At 54.8% G+C, this 17,303-nt stretch carries 19 protein-coding genes and 1 pseudogene; 11 read left to right on the forward strand and 9 right to left on the reverse strand.

Translation table 11 applies throughout. The features are described from left to right. Positions 1 to 264: 264 nt before the first annotated feature. From ACESMB_RS12300 to ACESMB_RS12310, 3 genes are all read right to left on the reverse strand, one after another. Complete coding sequence (locus ACESMB_RS12300) at positions 265 to 576, reverse strand: DUF1778 domain-containing protein (protein ID WP_372971663.1); 312 nt, start codon at positions 574 to 576, stop codon at positions 265 to 267. A gap of 252 nt (positions 577 to 828) precedes the next feature. Next, positions 829 to 1,443: a tyrosine-type recombinase/integrase gene (locus ACESMB_RS12305; protein WP_372971664.1), complete on the reverse strand. Its 615-nt coding sequence runs from the start codon at positions 1,441 to 1,443 to the stop codon at positions 829 to 831. A 244-nt stretch (positions 1,444 to 1,687) separates the two neighbouring features. After that, a complete protein-coding gene (locus ACESMB_RS12310) occupies positions 1,688 to 2,323 on the reverse strand; it encodes a DUF1826 domain-containing protein (RefSeq protein WP_372971665.1) in 636 nt (211 codons plus the stop codon). A 139-nt stretch (positions 2,324 to 2,462) separates the two neighbouring features. Here ACESMB_RS12310 and zigA point away from each other — a divergent pair, with 139 nt between their 5' ends. The 7 genes from zigA (at position 2,463) to ACESMB_RS12345 (ending at position 7,287) form a co-directional block, all read left to right on the forward strand. Further along, positions 2,463 to 3,665 (forward strand): zinc metallochaperone GTPase ZigA, encoded by a 1,203-nt coding sequence (zigA, locus tag ACESMB_RS12315; RefSeq protein WP_372971666.1) that lies wholly within the window; start codon positions 2,463 to 2,465, stop codon positions 3,663 to 3,665. Positions 3,666 to 3,671: 6 nt separating this feature from the next. Next, positions 3,672 to 4,079 carry an RNA polymerase-binding protein DksA gene (dksA, locus tag ACESMB_RS12320; protein ID WP_372971667.1) on the forward strand — a complete coding sequence of 136 codons (408 nt, stop codon included), beginning with the start codon at positions 3,672 to 3,674 and terminating at the stop codon, positions 4,077 to 4,079. Positions 4,080 to 4,157: 78 nt separating this feature from the next. Then, entirely contained in the window at positions 4,158 to 4,493 is a 336-nt protein-coding gene (locus tag ACESMB_RS12325; protein WP_372971668.1) for a hypothetical protein, read from the forward strand. A gap of 117 nt (positions 4,494 to 4,610) precedes the next feature. After that, on the forward strand, positions 4,611 to 4,982 hold the full coding sequence (locus ACESMB_RS12330; protein ID WP_372971669.1) for a hypothetical protein: 372 nt from the start codon (positions 4,611 to 4,613) through the stop codon (positions 4,980 to 4,982). A 2-nt stretch (positions 4,983 to 4,984) separates the two neighbouring features. After that, positions 4,985 to 5,167, forward strand: coding sequence for a DUF1289 domain-containing protein (locus tag ACESMB_RS12335; protein ID WP_372971670.1), 183 nt, complete (start codon positions 4,985 to 4,987; stop codon positions 5,165 to 5,167). Positions 5,168 to 5,269: 102 nt separating this feature from the next. Further along, positions 5,270 to 6,235, forward strand: a complete 966-nt coding sequence (locus ACESMB_RS12340; RefSeq protein WP_372971671.1) for a CobW family GTP-binding protein — start codon at positions 5,270 to 5,272, stop codon at positions 6,233 to 6,235. Continuing rightward, positions 6,220 to 7,287: a WD40 repeat domain-containing protein gene (locus ACESMB_RS12345; protein ID WP_372971672.1), complete on the forward strand. Its 1,068-nt coding sequence runs from the start codon at positions 6,220 to 6,222 to the stop codon at positions 7,285 to 7,287. Before ACESMB_RS12340 ends, ACESMB_RS12345 begins: the two co-directional genes overlap by 16 nt. Before the next feature lie 29 nt (positions 7,288 to 7,316). On the opposite strand, the gene hisI is transcribed toward ACESMB_RS12345, so the two are convergent. From hisI to ACESMB_RS12375, 6 genes are all read right to left on the reverse strand, one after another. Continuing rightward, positions 7,317 to 7,832 carry a phosphoribosyl-AMP cyclohydrolase gene (gene hisI / locus ACESMB_RS12350; protein ID WP_372971673.1) on the reverse strand — a complete coding sequence of 172 codons (516 nt, stop codon included), beginning with the start codon at positions 7,830 to 7,832 and terminating at the stop codon, positions 7,317 to 7,319. A 205-nt stretch (positions 7,833 to 8,037) separates the two neighbouring features. After that, entirely contained in the window at positions 8,038 to 9,342 is a 1,305-nt protein-coding gene (locus ACESMB_RS12355; protein WP_372971674.1) for a dihydroorotase, read from the reverse strand. A 367-nt stretch (positions 9,343 to 9,709) separates the two neighbouring features. Next, positions 9,710 to 11,137, reverse strand: coding sequence for a cysteine--tRNA ligase (cysS, locus tag ACESMB_RS12360; protein ID WP_372971675.1), 1,428 nt, complete (start codon positions 11,135 to 11,137; stop codon positions 9,710 to 9,712). Then, the gene (gene folE2, locus ACESMB_RS12365; RefSeq protein WP_372971676.1) at positions 11,137 to 12,054 is read right to left on the reverse strand and encodes a GTP cyclohydrolase FolE2; all 918 of its coding nucleotides are present in this window, start codon (positions 12,052 to 12,054) and stop codon (positions 11,137 to 11,139) included. Before folE2 ends, cysS begins: the two co-directional genes overlap by 1 nt. A 1-nt stretch (position 12,055) precedes the next feature. After that, a complete protein-coding gene (locus ACESMB_RS12370) occupies positions 12,056 to 12,478 on the reverse strand; it encodes a Fur family transcriptional regulator (protein ID WP_372971677.1) in 423 nt (140 codons plus the stop codon). 51 nt (positions 12,479 to 12,529) lie between these two features. After that, positions 12,530 to 13,909 carry a zinc ABC transporter substrate-binding protein gene (locus ACESMB_RS12375; protein ID WP_372971678.1) on the reverse strand — a complete coding sequence of 460 codons (1,380 nt, stop codon included), beginning with the start codon at positions 13,907 to 13,909 and terminating at the stop codon, positions 12,530 to 12,532. A gap of 165 nt (positions 13,910 to 14,074) precedes the next feature. On the opposite strand from ACESMB_RS12375, the gene ACESMB_RS12380 reads away from it, so the two are divergent. From ACESMB_RS12380 to ACESMB_RS12395, 4 genes and pseudogenes are all read left to right on the forward strand, one after another. Then, a complete protein-coding gene (locus ACESMB_RS12380; protein ID WP_372971679.1) occupies positions 14,075 to 14,806 on the forward strand; it encodes an ATP-binding cassette domain-containing protein in 732 nt (243 codons plus the stop codon). Beyond that, entirely contained in the window at positions 14,806 to 15,633 is an 828-nt protein-coding gene (locus ACESMB_RS12385; protein WP_372971680.1) for a metal ABC transporter permease, read from the forward strand. The genes ACESMB_RS12380 and ACESMB_RS12385 overlap by 1 nt, the downstream gene beginning before the upstream one ends. An 11-nt stretch (positions 15,634 to 15,644) precedes the next feature. After that, positions 15,645 to 16,973, forward strand: coding sequence for a peptidoglycan DD-metalloendopeptidase family protein (locus ACESMB_RS12390; RefSeq protein ID WP_372971681.1), 1,329 nt, complete (start codon positions 15,645 to 15,647; stop codon positions 16,971 to 16,973). 21 nt (positions 16,974 to 16,994) lie between these two features. Further along, positions 16,995 to 17,090, forward strand: a pseudogene (locus tag ACESMB_RS12395) (integrase core domain-containing protein); the annotation flags it as partial. Positions 17,091 to 17,303: the final 213 nt, after the last annotated feature.

Here is a 17,303-nt window from a genome sequence, read left to right on the forward strand (position 1 = left end):
TTCCTTTCGTCGAGCCGCGTCTCGGTTGGTTGAAATGGGAGGAAATGAATGGGGACGGCAATGACTAAAGGTCGCAGTGCGAATGTTCGCTTTTGTTTACGAGATCGAAGATGCCTGGGAGGGTCGCAAAGGAGAATTTCGAAATGGGCGATCAGTGCCGAAAGCAAAGGGAATTTTGCCCCATCGACCTTGCCATATTCCTAAGTTTAAACTGGCTCGAAAAAAGCGTTTACTTTTTCGCGACCGGAATCAAATGATATCCGGTCATGGAGCTGGCTGTTCAGATCCTCGATTATTAACCCGTTCCTGCTTCCGCATACGACTGCGCCGCATCGCAGCTGTCAGCGTCTCGTTTGCAGGTTCCGGAGACTCACAAGCCGCCTGAAAAGCTGCAAAGGCTTCACTGTTCAGCCGCACCACTTCTGCCTCCTCGATTGTTCGGCTAGCTTTCTCTCGAATTGCCTGCACAACAAATTCATTGAGAGTTTTCGGACCCACCAGAGCAGAAGCACGCGACGCAAGGGTTTTAATTTCTGAATCCAATCTAAGATCCAGCCTTGCGAGCTTGCTCTTCATCTTCATCTCCCGACTGAGGCTTTCCTTTGTGGAAAGTGCCCCAATCTTCCTTCTAGTAGTTTTAGTGACGGCATGAAAGACACAGTGATAACTACCACTGCATCTAAATTGTACGGACATACGCCGTACATGGTAAATCCGCTTTCTCAACCTTCATAGTGGCTAGTGCGATTTATGATCATCGACTGACCTCGGTAGCGGCTTCGATACCCAGAGCGGTTCAATCCGGGTTGAGGGGCCTCGCTACAGCAATCAGATCTCAATACTCTCGGCTATCTCCAGGGCGTCCTCCACCTCGACACCAAGGTATCGCACGGTACTGGACATATTTGTGTGCCCCAATAGCAACTGGACTGCTCGAAGATTTTTGGTCTTCTTGTAGATCAATGTTGCCTTGCTACGTCTCATTGAGTGGGTGGCATAGACGGAAGGATCGAGTCCAATGCTGGTTATCCACTTCTTGACGATACGGGCATATTGATGAGTAGTGATGTGGTCAAACTTTCTCATCCGGCTCGGCCATAAATAATCCATACCTGATAGTCCGCGAAATTCGATCCATGCTTCGACCGATTCGCGAGTCTTTTTGGTTATCTCAAACTGAACAGGTTGACTGGTTTTCTGCTGGATGACTTGCGCCCGATCCAAAACCTCTCCGTTTCTGGAAATATCTCGAACCAAGAGCTTTACCATATCGCAGGATCTGAGTTTGCAATCAATCGCCATGTTGAACATCGCCAGCTCGCGTATGTTATTTGCAATTTCTAACCGAATGCGGATAGCCCATATTTGTTCGAGTTTGAGCGGTAGCTTCTGACCAACGAGCTTTCCCTTGTTCCAGGGAGCTTTGCTGGTAGGAAATGTCATGACATGGCCCTCTTCGGAGGGAAAGGGCCTTCAAGTATGGTTCAGAAGATCATTCTCTGCCGCCCAACTTGTTGCCAAAGCGGACGTTCAAGCGGATAGTCCAGCCCTCTCCCTTGGAGAAGCTCCGCCTATTTTTAGAAATTTCCGCAGTAACGGAGTAGAACCCGTTCGTCGGAATAAGCCTCGCCGGCTCTTGCCAGTGTGTTCAGATCAATTAAGTTTTGTAGCAGTTCTTTATATTGCTTCACGAAAGCCAGTCCAGCCCCAGAACCAGCCTAGGGGAATCACCTGGTGCGGGCGAGCGGTGAACGAGGCCGCGACCTTCATTACCAATCCAGGCTTCTCCCTTCAGAATCGCAACCGAGCCGGTTGGCATGACCTGGATGCGGTTCTCCGCTGCTGGCTGCTCCGGCAATGGCCCGGGGCTTTCCGGGCGCAAAACATCCAGTTCTGCAAGCCACTCGGTTCCCCGTCCCGAATAGGTCACCAGCAATCGCGCCGGAACCCGGTCGGTGTGAAACCGGGGACACATGGTGTCGGCCAACACATGGACCCGAATCCCTACGGCGGCAGGCTCGAACAGGCATCGATACATGGCGATCAGTTGCCTGACATCTGCCAGCCACGTTCGGGCGCCAGGCAATTCCAGCGCCCACTTCGGAAGAATCTCGTCGATGGGCTCGTCCTGCTCCTGCGCCACAAAGCGTTCGAAGCTGGAGATTTCTGACGCGAAATGGCGTGCAAACTCAAGACATTCAGTGCTTGGCTCCCGTCGCCAGACCGCGAGATTGACTTCATCCCGGAATATCTCTGTCAGACATTCGGGCTTGCTCCCGTGGACAGCCACAGGACCGGACACTGCATTGGACTCTACTGTCATGGACAACCTCCGTGCCCGCCGGCTATCGGAATGAGCTTAAAAACAGATAACGTTTCAGGGCGACAAATGTTATGTTATAACATATCTAAAGTAAAGCGCCGTGGACGCGGCAGATAGCAGAAAACGCAGGAGTATATCAATGAGCCAATCTGACTCGCGGCTACCGGTCACGGTGCTGTCTGGCTTTCTGGGCGCCGGCAAAACCACGGTTCTCAATCACATTCTCAACAACCGCGCGGGCAAACGCGTGGCGGTGATCGTGAACGACATGAGTGAGGTCAACATCGATGCGGCTCAGGTCCAGCAGGAGGTAACCCTCAATCGCTCGGAAGAGAAGCTGGTTGAGATGAGTAATGGGTGCATCTGCTGCACGCTCCGGGAGGACCTGCTGGTGGAGGTCCGGAAACTGGCATCCGAAGGGCGCTTTGATTGCCTGGTGATCGAGTCCACCGGTATTTCAGAACCCCTGCCGGTGGCTGAGACGTTTACCTTTGCCGACGAAGACGGCGTAAGCCTGTCTGATATCGCCCGCCTGGACACCATGGTGACCGTGGTGGATGCGGTGAACTTCCTGAAGGACTATGACGAGGCGCAGTCACTCCAGGAAACCGGCGAGAGCCTTGGCGAAGAAGACGAGCGCAGCGTTGCGGATTTGCTGGTGGACCAGATCGAGTTCAGTGACATCCTGCTGATCAGCAAGACCGACCTGGCTAGCCCGGAAGATCTGGAACGGCTCAAAGGGGTGCTCCGCAGCCTCAACACGGAAGCAGAAATCATTCCGATCTCCCAGGGCGCAGTGCCGCTCGACAAGGTGCTGGAGACCGGCCGCTTCAGTTTCGAACGTGCTCAGCAGGCACCCGGATGGCTCAAGGAAATGCGCGGCGAGCACATTCCTGAAACCGAAGAGTATGGTATTTCAAGCTTCGTGTATCGCGCACGCCGACCTTTCCATCCCGCCAAGTTCTACGACTTCCTGCACGAAGGAACCTCGAAAGGCAAACTGATCCGCTCCAAGGGTTATTTCTGGCTCGCAACCCGCCCCGAATTCGCAGGCAGCTGGAGTCAGGCAGGCGGTATTGCCCGCTATGGTTTTGCCGGCATGTTCTGGAAGGCCGTGCCGGAAACCAACTGGCCAGAAGACCCGGAATATCGAACGGCCATCATGGAAAGCTGGGAGGAACCCTTTGGCGATATGCGCCAGGAGCTGGTGTTCATTGGCCAGAACCTGGATCGGGACTTCATAACCCGCCAGCTGGACGAATGTCTGCTGGATGACGAGCAGTTGCTCGCGGGCAAAGAGTTCTGGCAGACCCTCAATGATCCCTTTCCTACCTGGAGATAGGCCATAATGACGATGACGCGAGATGAGATTCGGCAGGCACCAGCCGACGACTACATGAACGAGGCGCAACTGGCGTTCTTTCGAAAATTGTTGGAAGGCTTACGCACCGAAACCATGGACAGCATCGAGGCTGCCAAACAGCAGCTGGCGAACCCGCCGGAAATGAACGATGAGGCGGATCGAGCCGCTTACGAGGAAGAGTCGAGACTGGCACTGCGCATTGTCGATCGGGAAGGACGCCTGCTCCCGAAAATCGAGGCTGCGATCAAGCGAATATCAAACGATGATTTCGGCTACTGCCGGGAATCCGGGGAACCCATCGGGATACCCCGGCTTCTGGCACGCCCCACTGCGGAACTGTGTGCGGAGGTCAAAACCCTGAACGAGCGAAAGGAGCTGAACTACCGGCACTAGGAGACGTTTGCCACCACGTCTGGCATTCGAGCGTGCAAGCGCTCAACGGACTACTTTCACGGGACCGTGGTCGTCGCAATGATCCCCGTGGGGGTGATGCAGGTGGCCATCAACGAGATAGTCTATGTGGTCACCGTGGGGAACCGGTTCATGACCGCACCCTGGTCCATGAACATGCCCTGGCTCGTGGCCTGCACAGGTATGGTTCGGGGTGCAGCTGTCCGGATTGGTGTCCGAGACCTCAAGCCGATGTTCATCGACATGATCTCCATGCAGATGGTGCAGATGACCATCGTGCAGGTAATCAACATGACCGTCATGTTCTATCGCCGTGTGACCACAGTCGGGGCCATGTTCGTGGGGATGATTTTTGTGAACGTTGCAGCTCATGTAAGCCTCCCGCAAATGCGTTAGTTTCGTCGTTAGGGTCCGGCGCATTTTTCGATGTTTTCGATACCGCTTCGCAACCCATTACAGTATAGACGATGGGCGTTTTTTCGCTTTCGCCCAAGCCTGAAGAGGACATCAGCCATGGTTAGCCCAAAACGTAAACAGCAACAGATAGAACGTCAACTCATCGCATCCTTGACCGACGCCTGCGAGACCGCCAAGGCAGAGATACCCGGTTTTAGCTGGCTTACTCACGACAACGGCAACCACGAATTCCCGGCTGGGCTGCGGGTTACCTGGATCTTCGACACCCAGGCGAACCTCGATCGGGCATTGGCCAGTGGTGACGACCATCGCATGCGGGCATTGACTCGGGTCGCTCTTGAGGAAACGGGCATTGACCCCCAACTTATTTCGGCCTGCCTTCAGTTCGATAGCGAGGAAGCCTGCCGTAAGGCCCGGAACGGGGACTGGCTGGCGCGATTGGCGCAGATAAGGCGAACCAGGCACTGATTATGGCCAAGCCTATTGATAATCCCTGTACATCCGTCTGCCAACTCAGTGGCGACATTTGCGTTGGCTGTGGGCGTACCCGAGCCCAAATCAAGGGCTGGAAAAAGATGAAACGGCCGGAGAAACAGGCCGCAGTTAAGGATGCGTCGGCGCGTCTCAAAAAGCTCCGCAAGAAAACCTCCTGACGGGCAGCGCTATATCGCGCCTCGCATTCTCTAGTCCGCCCAGGCGTGTTGCCTAACAAAAATGGAATATTATAACGTACTGAATCATCCAAGGAGCAGCTCATGAAGGCGAAAACCCCCGTTACAGTATTGACCGGCTTCCTGGGAGCCGGCAAAACCACGCTATTGAACAGAATACTTACCGAAGAGCACGGAAAAAAATACGCCGTGATCGTCAACGAGTTTGGTGAGACCGGGATCGACAATGACCTTGTAGTGAATGCCGATGAAGAAGTGTTCGAAATGAACAATGGCTGCATTTGCTGCACTGTCCGCGGCGACCTGATCCGCATACTGGGCGGCTTGATGAAGCGCGCCGACCGGTTCGATGCCATCCTGCTGGAAACAACCGGGCTGGCCGATCCGGCGCCGGTGGCACAAACTTTTTTCATGGACGCAGATGTGGCTGACAAAACTCGTCTCGATGCCGTTGTCACTCTCGTGGATGCCCGTCACCTCGAATCCCAGCTAAAAGACAGCCACGAGGCCGCTGAACAGATCGCCTTTGCGGATATCGTGCTTCTAAATAAGATCGATCTGGTGGATGCAAACGACCTGGCCCGGGTTGAGGCGCGGATTCGGGGCATGAACCCGTACGCGCGTATTGTCAAGAGCGAGCGTTGTCACGTTCCGATTGACGACGTTCTGGGCCAGAATGCGTTTGATCTGCAACGGGTGCTGGAGATTGAGCCCCATTTTCTGGAAGACGACCATGCCCATGAACATGACGATGACGTCACCAGCGTATCGCTGCAGGCTGATAGCCCTCTGGATCCGGTGAAATTCAATACCTGGTTCGGGGAACTGCTGAGAGAAAAGGGTCAGGATATTCTCCGCTCCAAAGGCATTCTCGACATCCAGGGCGAGTCGGAACGGTATGTGATTCAAGGGGTTCATATGCTGATGGAGGGCGATCTTATGGGTGACTGGCCTGTAGGTCAACCACGCCAATCCCGCCTGGTATTTATCGGCAGAGGGCTGGACGATATGGGTCTTGAGCAGGGTTTTGCATCATGCCAAACAGCTTAAGTACGACGGACATTACAGAGCTCAGGTTCCCGCCGAGCAAACTGGAAGCATTAGGACACTGGACTGAGACAGGCGCGCCCGTAACGGGTGCCGTTCCCCTTGACGAGCAGGTGATCACGGCCCATGGAGACGGGCGGCTTCGCCTGTTCGCGGCGGACGGCAGCGTGCAGATCATTGACGCCCACGACGGCGTCGTTCTGGCCATGGCCCGCGAGACCGATACCGCGGTGGTTACCGGTGGCGACGATGGGCGGTTTTTGCGCGTTCGGGTAGACGGCCTCGTCGAGACCCTGGCCGATTTCCGCGGCGCCTGGGTCGATAGCGTCGCGGCCCATGAGCAGACAGGCCGGGTTGCCTGCTCCGTTGGGCGAAATGTGCATGTCTGGCGCAGAGGAGTGTCAGAACCTGAACACTTTGAACACCCCAGCACCGTGGGCGGCATTGCCTTCGACCCCACGGGCAAACGGCTGGCCGTGGCCCATTACGGAGGCGTCACCATATGGGAACGGGGCAAACGGAACTGGCAGCAGCGCAAGCTTGCCTGGGCCGGGTCGCATATCGGTGTCACCTGGAGCCCGGATGGCAAGTTTGTCGTAACCATCATGCAAGAGAACGCACTGCATGGCTGGCGACTCCGGGACCGGGCCGACATGCAAATGTCCGGTTATCCTGCAAAGCCCCGTGCAATGGACTGGGTGGGGAACTTGCCGGTTTTGGCCACCAGCGGCGCTGACCAAGCCATCTGGTGGCCGTTCGATAGCAAGTCCGGGCCGATGGATCGTGAGCCTGGGCGTGGCGCTTCTGGTGGCGAGCAGATTGTCACTGCGGTTCGGGGCTTACCGGGCCAACCCGAGGTGCTTGCTGGCTTCCAGGACGGAGCCGTACTTATGAGCCGCACCGACGACGAAGCCGGAGACTATGTTTTTAGGGGCTCAACCGGCAGTGAAGTTACAGCCATTGCGGTAACCGGGTCCGCGATGCGATTTCTCGTTGGAGATGCAGCCGGCAAAATTTTCTGGGTGAATCTGGAGGCGCGATACGGGCAGGCCTGATCCATGGCGAAACTCGCTTCATTCGCTACTCAAAGCTTTGTCGGGTTGGGCGCATCGCCATAGACGTCAGCGGGATCAAAGGTTTTGTGCTGCTCAACAAACACCAGGGCCTCGCCATTTACCCTGCCAGCCCCAAGAGGCACCTGCCGGTAAAAGCATGAGAGGTAACCAACATGACAGCTGGCCCCGGAGCCGGCCACTTTGACCCGCAGCCACACCGCGTCCTGATCATCGTCAATCCGCATCTCGACAACCCGTTGGACTAGCCCGCTGGTTGCCCCCTTGTGCCAGAGTACTTGCCGGCTGCGGCTCCAGTAATAGGCCTCGCCGGTAACAATGGTTTTCTCCAGCGCCTCCTTGTTCATATAGCCCAGCATCAGGACCTCGCCGCTGTCGGCATCGGTGGTCACACAGGTGATCAGTCCATCAGCATCGAATTTGGGGGCCAGTTCAGCCTGCTCCTCCACCTGCTCAATGGAGTTTCTGGGGGCAAAGCTAACAGCATCCGGCCCGGCGGGCTGAGACTGGTCAGACGTTTCTTTCATGATATGTTCACTCTCGATGGTTGTGGCAATTCAAACGGTATCCCATCACCCCCACCCGTTTCGGCAAAAAGGGCATCACTAAACAGATTTACCTAGGCATCCGGCGGGAAGATGCCGAAATCGACTACCTGAATGCATTCCTGGAGAATGCTCAGGCGTTTTTAGCGCTGCAGAACAAGTAAAGGTAGCAGAGTTGTTAAACAAATCAGCCGTAAACAACTCGGCCCTCGGTCATGGTCATTCGGGTTTGGCCGTAAAGTGTTTCACCGATAAACGGCGAGTTTGTCGATTTTGAGGCGAAAAATGTGTCACAGACGACAAATGCTGTTTCCAGGTCAAGCAAACAAAGGTCAGCTGCAGCCCCCACTTGGATGCGCCCGCATTCAAGGTTAAACAATGCTCCCGCTTGCTTGCTCATGAGGTCAATACAGCTGGCCAGTGACAGTTGCCCAGTTCGTACAAAATGGCTGTAAATCAGCGGGAATGCAGTCTCCAGACCAATGATACCGAATGGCGCCGATTCGATAGGCTGCGCTTTTTCAGTGGGCGAGTGTGGCGCATGGTCGGTGGCGATGGCGTCAATCGTACCGTCTAGCAAAGCCTGTTGACAGGCCTCTTTGTCGGCACGAGACCGTAATGGTGGGTTCATTTTCCAGTTTGCATCCAGGCTGTTGTCTTTTCTCACGCGGATGTCTTCATCACACAGTAGTAAGTGATGCGGTGATACCTCAGCGGTCACCGGAATGCCTTTTGCCTTTGCAAATCGCACGGCATCAATGGATTCTCTGGTAGAAATATGCAACACATGATAATGGGCACCCGTCTCCTCACTCATGCGGCAGCCACGCTCTACGTGCACGGATTCCGAATTGGCCTTGATGCCCTTTACTCCAAATTTTCGCGATATGTCGCCCTTGTGAATGGCGCCGCCATTGGACAGCGACTCATCTTCAGAGTGATCCAATACGGGCAAGTTAAGCTGCCTGGCGCTTCTTAACGCTTGAAGAAACAGTTTGTCATCTTGCACGCCTTTGCCGTCATCCGTAATAGCAACGGCTCCGGCTCCTTTTAAGGCAGCAAAATCAGTCATGGTTTGACCAGCAAGCCCCATAGACAGAGCCCCCGTTGGGTAAACTTTACAGATAGCCAATTTTTTGGAGCGATTGACCATAAAGGCGATCACTTCGGGGTTATCCGCTGTTGGGCGGGTGTTTGGCATAGAAATAACCGAGGTAAAGCCGCCTTTAACAGCCGCTCTGCTGCCTGATTCGATATCTTCCTTGTACTCTGAACCCGGCTCTCTGAAATGAACCTGAGGATCCACCAGGCCTGGTGACAAAAACAATCCGGTCGCATCTATTACGCTATCAAAATACCCCTCAATAGGCTGCTCGGAAACCGACGCAATTCTGTTATTTTCAGTGGCGACATGGATGGTCACCCGGTCGTCAGAAGCCATTCCCAACAGGCGTTTTACCGTGGATGCATTTCGAATAAGTATCTTGCTCATGTGTTCGCCTCAGCTGCCGGCGTGGATCTTGTAGCCGACCTTCTTGTTGTGCAGATCATTCCCTCTTCCTGTCGCTCAGATGTTTCTGCATCAAAGCTCGCTCCTGGCTCGTTCAAACCACTCAAGCATGCGCGCCCGCTGATCCTCTCCATAAAGCTGGACAAACTTGGCAGTCATATGGTCACTTGGCGTGTTCAATGCCCTAATTCGTTGGTCGATGTACACTCTGGTCAGAGGTTGGTTGCAGAACACGGTGATGCAGTGTCGCCATTCTTCGTAGGTTTGGGGAATCATCTGATTTCTTCCTTCTAAAATGTTTGCGGAGAAGCTCGGCCGATCAGCACGAGAGCATCTGCGCGTTGCCGATTTATCTAAGAGGCTCGTGTTCCCGACGCCAATGCGGGCCATGTGCCGTATCCTCAATCACCACACCCTCCCGCTTCAGTTGCTCCCTGAGCGCGTCGGCACGCGCGAAATCCTTCTGATCACGGGCTTCCTGCCGTTCACGGACCATTGCCTCAATGAGTTCGGGTGGCAATTCCTCGCGACTACTGCTTGATTCAGCACCGAACAAATCAGCAAGCGCCACGTGACTGGGCGCGCGAAGAAGGCCTAGCATGCCTGCCGAGGCACGGAATGTCCGCGCAGCTTCTCTCGCCCCCTCGCGAGTATCGGCGCGCTGCATTTGTTGACATAGCTCATGCAGCCGTTTCAAAGCCCGGGACACGTGAAGATCATCACGAAGGGCTGCCAGAACTTCCGCGTCTGGCTCGCACTCAGCACCGATCTGCTGGCACGTGTCACTCTCCGCGTCGGCCAGACAGCTGTACCAGCGGGCCAGGGTCCCGACCGACTGAGTCAGGCGGCGCTCGTTCCAGTCGAGGGGATTGCGATAATGGGTCGACAGCAGAGCCAGGCGAATAGCCTCACCGGGAGCTTTAGCAAGCAAATCACGGATCAACAGCACATTACCCTGTGACTTGGACATCTTCTGTCCATCCACGGTGACAAAGGAGTTGTGAACCCAGCTTCGACAATAACGGGTACCATTCGCACAGGTACCCTGGGCGATTTCGTTTTCATGGTGTGGAAATATCAAATCCTGTCCACCACCATGAATGTCGATCGTTGTGCCCAGGTGTTTGCCAATCATGGCGGAACATTCCACATGCCACCCCGGCCTACCACGGCCCCAGGGGCTTGCCCAGCCGGGCTGATCGCCGGTTGATGGTTTCCAGAGCACGAAATCCAGAGGGCTTCTTTTGTAGGGGGCGATCTCTACCCGGGCACCGGCAACCATGTCCTCGGGTTTCCGTTTAGACAAAGCCCCATAATTGGAATAGGAGGGCACATGAAAGAGCACGTGCCCCAATGCTTCATAGGCGTGCCTCCGAACCATCAGAGCCTGAATCAACTCTATGATGTCCGGAATATGCTCTGTGACTCGGGGCTCCAAATCCGGAGCTTCGACTCCTAAGGCTTCAAGATCCTCGTGGTAGGCATCAATATACCGATCCGTAAGCGCCTTGATGCTCACCCCTTCGGCAGCCGCCGCGGCATTGATCTTGTCATCAACATCCGTGAAATTACGGGCATAGAGCACACAGGAATAGTCAAAGCGCAGCAGTCTGGCCAGCACATCAAAGATCACCGCGGGCCGGGCATTGCCAATGTGCGCATAGTTGTAGACTGTTGGCCCACACACGTACATGGTTACCCGTCCGGGAAGCTCGGTGCTTAGTGGCTCCTTGCGGCCGGCAAGCGTGTTGTAGAGCTGGATACGGTCAGAGCCCATCAAATCACCCCCTGAAAATCCCCGCTGGCAGACGCCACGGCATCATGGGGATGGAGACTTTCCAGGTGTCTCACGTGGGTCTGGAGGTTGTGGTAACGTCCTGAAAGGGCATTCTGAATTCGTCGGGCTGCATCCTCTACATACATCAGATTCTGGCCATTAAGCCACGCAAACGCTTGCTCATCCGCTCGTTTGACAGCGGTCTGGACAGGCGTTGCCAGAACTGACTCTACCTGGTCAATGAGTGTCATCAGGCCGAAGCCCTCGGCAGAGACCGGAATATCCACGTTCACACGTGCCTCGCTGCGCTGGCTGTGAGGCGTGGCCAGCGTGGCGTTCTCTTCCAGCCAGGCGGCCACATCCTCAGCCATCAGCCCGACACTCTCAGGGAAGCTCTTCCTGAAACCATCGGCCACCAACTGACGGGACAAGGCTGCTGAACAGGGACAGGTGGAGGAATATTCCACCAGAACCGACGCTCTTAACGAGAACGACTTTTGGTCCAACCTGGCCTCAAGTTGCACTGGATAGCCCTTCCACCCCGCCAGTTCCGGTGACCGCAGAGCCGCCCGCCTGGCAAGCAGACTAAAATCCAGAACCACCCTTGCTCCGTCGGTGTAGCAATCGCGGTGACTGGCAACCATTTGCTCGAGAAGCTTTCGTAAATGTCTGGGGCCTATTATTGCCTCTTGGCACGACATTTCATCAAGCATTCTGTATATGCGAGACATGTGAATGCCTTTGACAGTTACCGCGGGCAAATTGACCTGGGCGTCCACAACAGCATGGACCAGCCCCGGGCAACCCTGTTCAGAGATATGGATAGGTATATCAATCCGGCTCATCCCGACCCATTCCAGCGGTGCACGGATTTGCGGGGCTTCATTGCTGGCAACATCTGGCATTTCTTTGTTCATGCTAAGCCTGCTTCGGTTTCGGAAGAGGTGGTCGGTGCCTGGCTTCCCTTGATTCGTCGGAACACAAGGAACACACACCGTGAAATTCAACAACGGATCGCCCCACCTTAAAATTCATCCGGGCTAGGTCATCTTGCAAACGCTGAATGTCGGTGGCATCCGCAACTTGATGGATGTGGCCGCAACGGTCACAAATTGCGAAAGCCGTGGGCGAGGACTGGGCGCTGACAGAAACGGCAATGTAAGCATTCATGGTTTCGAGTTTTCTGGCGAGCCCGAAATCGGCAAGCTTCTCCAGGGCTCTGTAGACCTGGATTGCGCCCCGAAAGCCGGTTTTCTTAAGGATGGCATAGGCGCCCAGAGGCGCCTGCTCCTGCTGAAGCACATGCAAAACCCTTTGCTGGTTTGGTGTCAGGCTAGCCATAACATTCACTACCCATAGCACTCCAGTACGAGACCGGCTTTCTAAAACCTGTTATTGGCATTTCTCGAGACTACTCATTAATTGCCTGATTAACGTCGGGTATTGACCAAGACCGACGTCGATCTCCACGCCCAACGGGTCCATTACGCCAATGGTCCTGACCTCTGAACCTTCAAACACCGTGTCGAGCATACCTGGGTTGAATTGCGGTTCTGCAAAGGCGCAGGTTACCCCGAGCTCTGAGACCAGCCCCTGAATTTCCCGAATTCGTGCCGGGCTTGGATCAGAAGCATCAGAGATCGAGATTGCGCCGGCCGCTGGCAAATCAAAACGACGCTCGAAGTATTGGTAAGCATCGTGAAAAACGATAAAGCGTGTGCCATCCAGGCGCGTCGCTCTCTCATCAAGAGAAGCCATCAGTTCATCCATGGATTCAGCAAATGCCTCGGCGTTCTGTTGATAGACCTCGGTATTGGATGAATCGATAGCAGCGAGCACTCTTGCGATCTCGCCGGCCCATATCTTCGCATTCATGGGATCCAGCCAGGCGTGGGGGTCTTTACCGTGATGATGGTGGTGGTTGTGATGATCCACGCTGTCAGGTTCTTGAGATGTCGGTTCAACGTCCTGCCTGTCCGTCGTTTTAAAGAAATGCTCTTCCGCTTCAAATTCAAAAGGCATATGTTCAGTAAAGAATGTGTAAACGCCCGAGGATTCAACAACAATCCGGAATTCGGTCACATTTCTATCCGGATCGAACATCAACTGGTATGCACTACTATCGTTCGGTGTGAGCAATTCACCATGCACTCGCTCTGAAGAGCGAGGCGACTTGATTAAGTCTTCCGCCGCTTTCTCCTCGCTTTCAATGGCAGCCTCTCCTTTTGCATCGCTTTCAATGATGGCCATTTTCATTTTCGGATCTGCGTAATCACCATCAACTTTCGCAAATGACCATACATACTCACCAGCGGAAAGCTCAAACGCTCCAGCCCACTCGTAAGCATGACCATCGTCGTGAGAAGCATCGTCATGCTTCTCATTTCCCTGGTCGTGGTGATCGTGAGTCTCAAAGGTGGCTCCTTCGCGGTATGAGTGAGTGGTTGTGGCCTCTACTGCCATCATCTTTGTTCGCTGTGCGTCTCCTGCCAGCGTATCGAGGGACTTTTCCAACCATGGAGTGAGGCCTTCACCTATCCAGAAAACCGCGTCAGCCTCGGCAAGCGCTTCAGCTTCAGAGGGGCGTAGGGAATAGCTGTGCGGTGACGCTTCGGGCTCGATCAACAACGCTGGCTCTCCAACGCCATTCATGACCTCGGCAACCATCGAATGCAGTGGCGCAATATCAACAACGACTTTGGGACCGGTCGCCCAACCGTTTATGGGCAAAAGACTCAAGGCTAAACCTGCTACAAAGGATGATCGGATCATCGAGAACTCCTGATGCGTTCGGGACTGATTAAAAGTGACGGCTAAGCGTGACGCGTTTATTGTTATGTTATAACATAACATTAAATTTTAGAACCCTCACGTCACCAGGAGCCTTAAGAGAGACAGCCGGCCCGGAAGAGGAAAGCGTCCATCGAGGATTTTTCAATGTTGATTCAAACTCGCAATCTGTCCGTTCAGATTGGCCAGACTCCCATACTGAGGGATATTACCCTGCAGGTTCAGCGCGGCGATATTGTGACTGTTATTGGTCCCAACGGATCCGGAAAGTCGACGTTGCTTAAAACCATAATCGGGGCCCTTAAACCCTCTAACGGGCGAATCGTTCTCTCACCTGGGCTCTCGATTGGTTACGTCCCCCAACGACTTCACATCGATGAAACCCTACCCATGACGGTTAAGCGTTTTCTGCAACTGCCTCGCAGGGCCTCAGCTCCCGCCATTCGGTCAACCATGGCTAATGCAGGTGTACCCGACCTTCTGGACCAGCAACTGTTGTCATTATCAGGGGGGCAACTGCAGCGTGTTTTGTTGGCAAGAGCGCTTCTGGAGGAGCCTGATCTACTGCTTCTTGATGAACCGACCCAGGGATTGGATCGTCGGGGCACGGCAAATTTCTATAAGCAGATTGACCGCATCAGGCATTCGCTGAATTGTGGCGTCATTATGGTGAGCCATGATTTGCAAGTAGTCATGCGCCAGTCTGAACGGGTGATCTGTCTGAACGGACGTATCTGCTGTGAAGGTAAACCGGAGGTGGTCAGCAATTCCTCCGAATACCGCGCGCTGTTCGGGTTTGAAGACGACGATGACACACTGGCGCTTTATAGCCACAGAGATCATGACCACAAGGCGGGCTCTATGCGTGAGGCGGTATAATGTTGGATGACTTCCTGATTCGGGCCACACTTGCAGGCGTTGGCGTATCGATTGCTGCGGCTCCTCTGGGCTGTTTTATTGTGTGGCGACGCATGGCCTATTTTGGTGATGCTACGGCTCATGCAGCCATGCTCGGTGTCGCCCTGTCACTCACTCTCTCGACACCGATTTTCGCCGGCGTGCTGCTAATATCGCTTCTGATGGCGGTGACGGTCTCGACACTGAGCGGCCGGGGATATGCCATGGACACCCTGCTCGGCGTTATGGCCCACTCTGCGTTGGCGGTGGGGCTGGTCGCCGTGTCGTTTCTGTCGGGGGTAAGAATCGACCTGATGGCCTACCTGTTCGGAGACATCCTTGCCGTGGGCAAAACAGATCTGGCCGTTATCTGGGGCGGAGCTGTCCTGGTTCTTGTTATGATCGGATATCGATGGTCTGCCTTGATGTTATCGACCCTGAATCCTGACCTGGCGCTTGCCAGCGGAATATCGCCGCGCCGGGAGCAACTGGTGCTCACCATCGCGCTGGCCATTGTGGTGGCCGTCGCGATCAAGGTGGTCGGTGTTCTGTTGATTGCAGCCATGCTGATCATTCCAGCAGCCACAGCGCGCCGATTCAGCCGGACGCCGGAAGCCATGGCGGTCATGGCTGCCATCGTCGGTGTTTGCGCCAATGTTGCAGGTCTAGCGTTCTCCTATCACTTCGATTCGCCAACGGGGCCAACCATTGTGTGCGTTGTCGCCTTCCTGTTCGTCGCCTTAAATGTGGTAAACGCCGTAATACGTCGAACGAACCGTCAATTGTCGAACGGTCAGAACGTGGCATAGAGACTCAGAAAATGAAGATCTTTTCATTGTTTTCAACATTCCAGAAAATCGCGCTTACCCTGGCGGCCGCCGTTCTGTTGACGGCAAACCTGATGCCACTCAAATCGTCGCCGGCAGTGGCCGCTCTGCCATCGGAAATGCCGGAGCGCGGGAACCAATCGAACTCAGTTCCGACAGGGGCCGTTGAAACCGCCGGCACGGAAGACCATCAGACGGCGGAGCGCCCAACGGGCAAAACCGTTGACTGGCGCATTGAAACTGGAGACACATTGAGCCGGATTTTCCAGGCAAGCAAAGCACCCATGGAGGACCTTCAGGAGATTCTGGCAGCAGACGCCGAGTATTTGCATTTAGAAACGCTGAGGCCTGGAACCCGACTCGGTCTGAACTTCGATGAGCAGGGAGAATTTTCAGAACTGGTTGTGCATCTCGACCCGGCACGCCACGTTACCTACTCACGCCAACCCGATGGCGCCTTCGTGCACCAGGCGTTCGAAGAAGAGACTTTCTGGGTCTCCGAGGTGCTCAGGGGCACGATCCATGGCAGCTTCTACGCCTCGGCTATGCAAGCGGGCGTAACGCAGGCGCAGATCCTTCTGATCGACCAGCTTCTGCGAAGGCAACTCAATTTCCGCAGGGATCTCCGGGCCGGCGATCGATTCTCAGTCATCATTGGCCACGAAATGACGGGTACCGAAAGCACCGGGAAGACCCGCATCGAAGCCCTTTCTCTGGAGCGCTCTACCAGAACCCACTACGCCTTTCTGTATGACAACGGCAATTACTACGATGAGAATGGCGACAGCGTGACGCCCGCCTTTCTGCGACTGCCTACCAAAAAGCGTTACCGCGTGAGCTCACATTTCAATCCCAGGCGATTGCACCCTGTGACTGGCCGCATTGCCCCTCACAACGGCGTGGATCTTGCCACGCCAACCGGCACACCCATTATCAGCACCGGAGACGGAATTGTCGCCCGTATCGGCAATCACCCTTACGCTGGCAAGTACATCGACATTGATCACGGGGGCACGCACACCACACGATATCTGCATCTCGACAAGATCCTGGTCCGCAAAGGCATCGCAATTAAACGCGGCCAGAAAATTGCTTTGTCAGGAAATACCGGGCGCAGCACCGGCGCCCACCTGCACTTCGAGTTTCACATTAACGGCCGCCCCGTCGATCCGCTGACTGCCGAGATCCCTACCGCCGCAGCCATCCCAGACGCCGAGATCGCACGATTTAATAAAAATCGTAGCGAACATCTGGTTGTTATGAAGAACGCAGCAAGTCGGTCAGACCTCGCAATAGCCGAAGGTAATCCTATGTCCGACTGACCTTATCATGGGTCAGGTTCAATTGTGCTGAAACTGATCCAGCCCTGAAAGCCAACGCAGAACGGCATGTTCGAGAGTTTTAACGGAAATTTTTTGGATGAGTGCTTGAATAAGCACTGATTCCGTATCCAGCCAACGCCCGAGGGAAGATCAGCAACCGCCGCCGGGACGACAAAGCACTCAACTGGGAAAAAAGCGGCGGGAATCTGAGACTCTATGAATGTTCGCTTCTGTTTAGGTATTGCCTGGGATGCGGGACGGTCGCAAATCGAACCTTCAGGTTTGGGCATGACGCCTTGGATAAGCCGCCAGGAAGGAACGCAGCAGCAG

The sequence above is a fragment of the Marinobacter sp. genome (assembly GCF_041686475.1).
Lineage (GTDB): Bacteria > Pseudomonadota > Gammaproteobacteria > Pseudomonadales > Oleiphilaceae > Marinobacter.

Excerpts from the sequence above, each read along its gene's own strand:
- ACESMB_RS12300 (WP_372971663.1), bottom strand. The coding sequence starts at position 576 with ATGAAGAGCAAGCTCGCAAGGCTGGATCTTAGATTGGATTCAGAAATT.
- cysS (WP_372971675.1), bottom strand. The coding sequence starts at position 11,137 with ATGGGCTCTGACCGTATCCAGCTCTACAACACGCTTGCCGGCCGCAAG.
- ACESMB_RS12385 (WP_372971680.1), top strand. The coding sequence starts at position 14,806 with ATGTTGGATGACTTCCTGATTCGGGCCACACTTGCAGGCGTTGGCGTA.
- ACESMB_RS12325 (WP_372971668.1), top strand. The coding sequence starts at position 4,158 with ATGATCCCCGTGGGGGTGATGCAGGTGGCCATCAACGAGATAGTCTAT.
- zigA (WP_372971666.1), top strand. The coding sequence starts at position 2,463 with ATGAGCCAATCTGACTCGCGGCTACCGGTCACGGTGCTGTCTGGCTTT.
- ACESMB_RS12370 (WP_372971677.1), bottom strand. The coding sequence starts at position 12,478 with ATGGCTAGCCTGACACCAAACCAGCAAAGGGTTTTGCATGTGCTTCAG.
- folE2 (WP_372971676.1), bottom strand. The coding sequence starts at position 12,054 with ATGAACAAAGAAATGCCAGATGTTGCCAGCAATGAAGCCCCGCAAATC.
- ACESMB_RS12330 (WP_372971669.1), top strand. The coding sequence starts at position 4,611 with ATGGTTAGCCCAAAACGTAAACAGCAACAGATAGAACGTCAACTCATC.
- ACESMB_RS12390 (WP_372971681.1), top strand. The coding sequence starts at position 15,645 with ATGAAGATCTTTTCATTGTTTTCAACATTCCAGAAAATCGCGCTTACC.
- ACESMB_RS12310 (WP_372971665.1), bottom strand. The coding sequence starts at position 2,323 with ATGACAGTAGAGTCCAATGCAGTGTCCGGTCCTGTGGCTGTCCACGGG.
- hisI (WP_372971673.1), bottom strand. The coding sequence starts at position 7,832 with ATGAAAGAAACGTCTGACCAGTCTCAGCCCGCCGGGCCGGATGCTGTT.
- ACESMB_RS12335 (WP_372971670.1), top strand. The coding sequence starts at position 4,985 with ATGGCCAAGCCTATTGATAATCCCTGTACATCCGTCTGCCAACTCAGT.
- ACESMB_RS12375 (WP_372971678.1), bottom strand. The coding sequence starts at position 13,909 with ATGATCCGATCATCCTTTGTAGCAGGTTTAGCCTTGAGTCTTTTGCCC.
- dksA (WP_372971667.1), top strand. The coding sequence starts at position 3,672 with ATGACGATGACGCGAGATGAGATTCGGCAGGCACCAGCCGACGACTAC.
- ACESMB_RS12355 (WP_372971674.1), bottom strand. The coding sequence starts at position 9,342 with ATGAGCAAGATACTTATTCGAAATGCATCCACGGTAAAACGCCTGTTG.
- ACESMB_RS12305 (WP_372971664.1), bottom strand. The coding sequence starts at position 1,443 with ATGACATTTCCTACCAGCAAAGCTCCCTGGAACAAGGGAAAGCTCGTT.
- ACESMB_RS12340 (WP_372971671.1), top strand. The coding sequence starts at position 5,270 with ATGAAGGCGAAAACCCCCGTTACAGTATTGACCGGCTTCCTGGGAGCC.
- ACESMB_RS12345 (WP_372971672.1), top strand. The coding sequence starts at position 6,220 with ATGCCAAACAGCTTAAGTACGACGGACATTACAGAGCTCAGGTTCCCG.
- ACESMB_RS12380 (WP_372971679.1), top strand. The coding sequence starts at position 14,075 with ATGTTGATTCAAACTCGCAATCTGTCCGTTCAGATTGGCCAGACTCCC.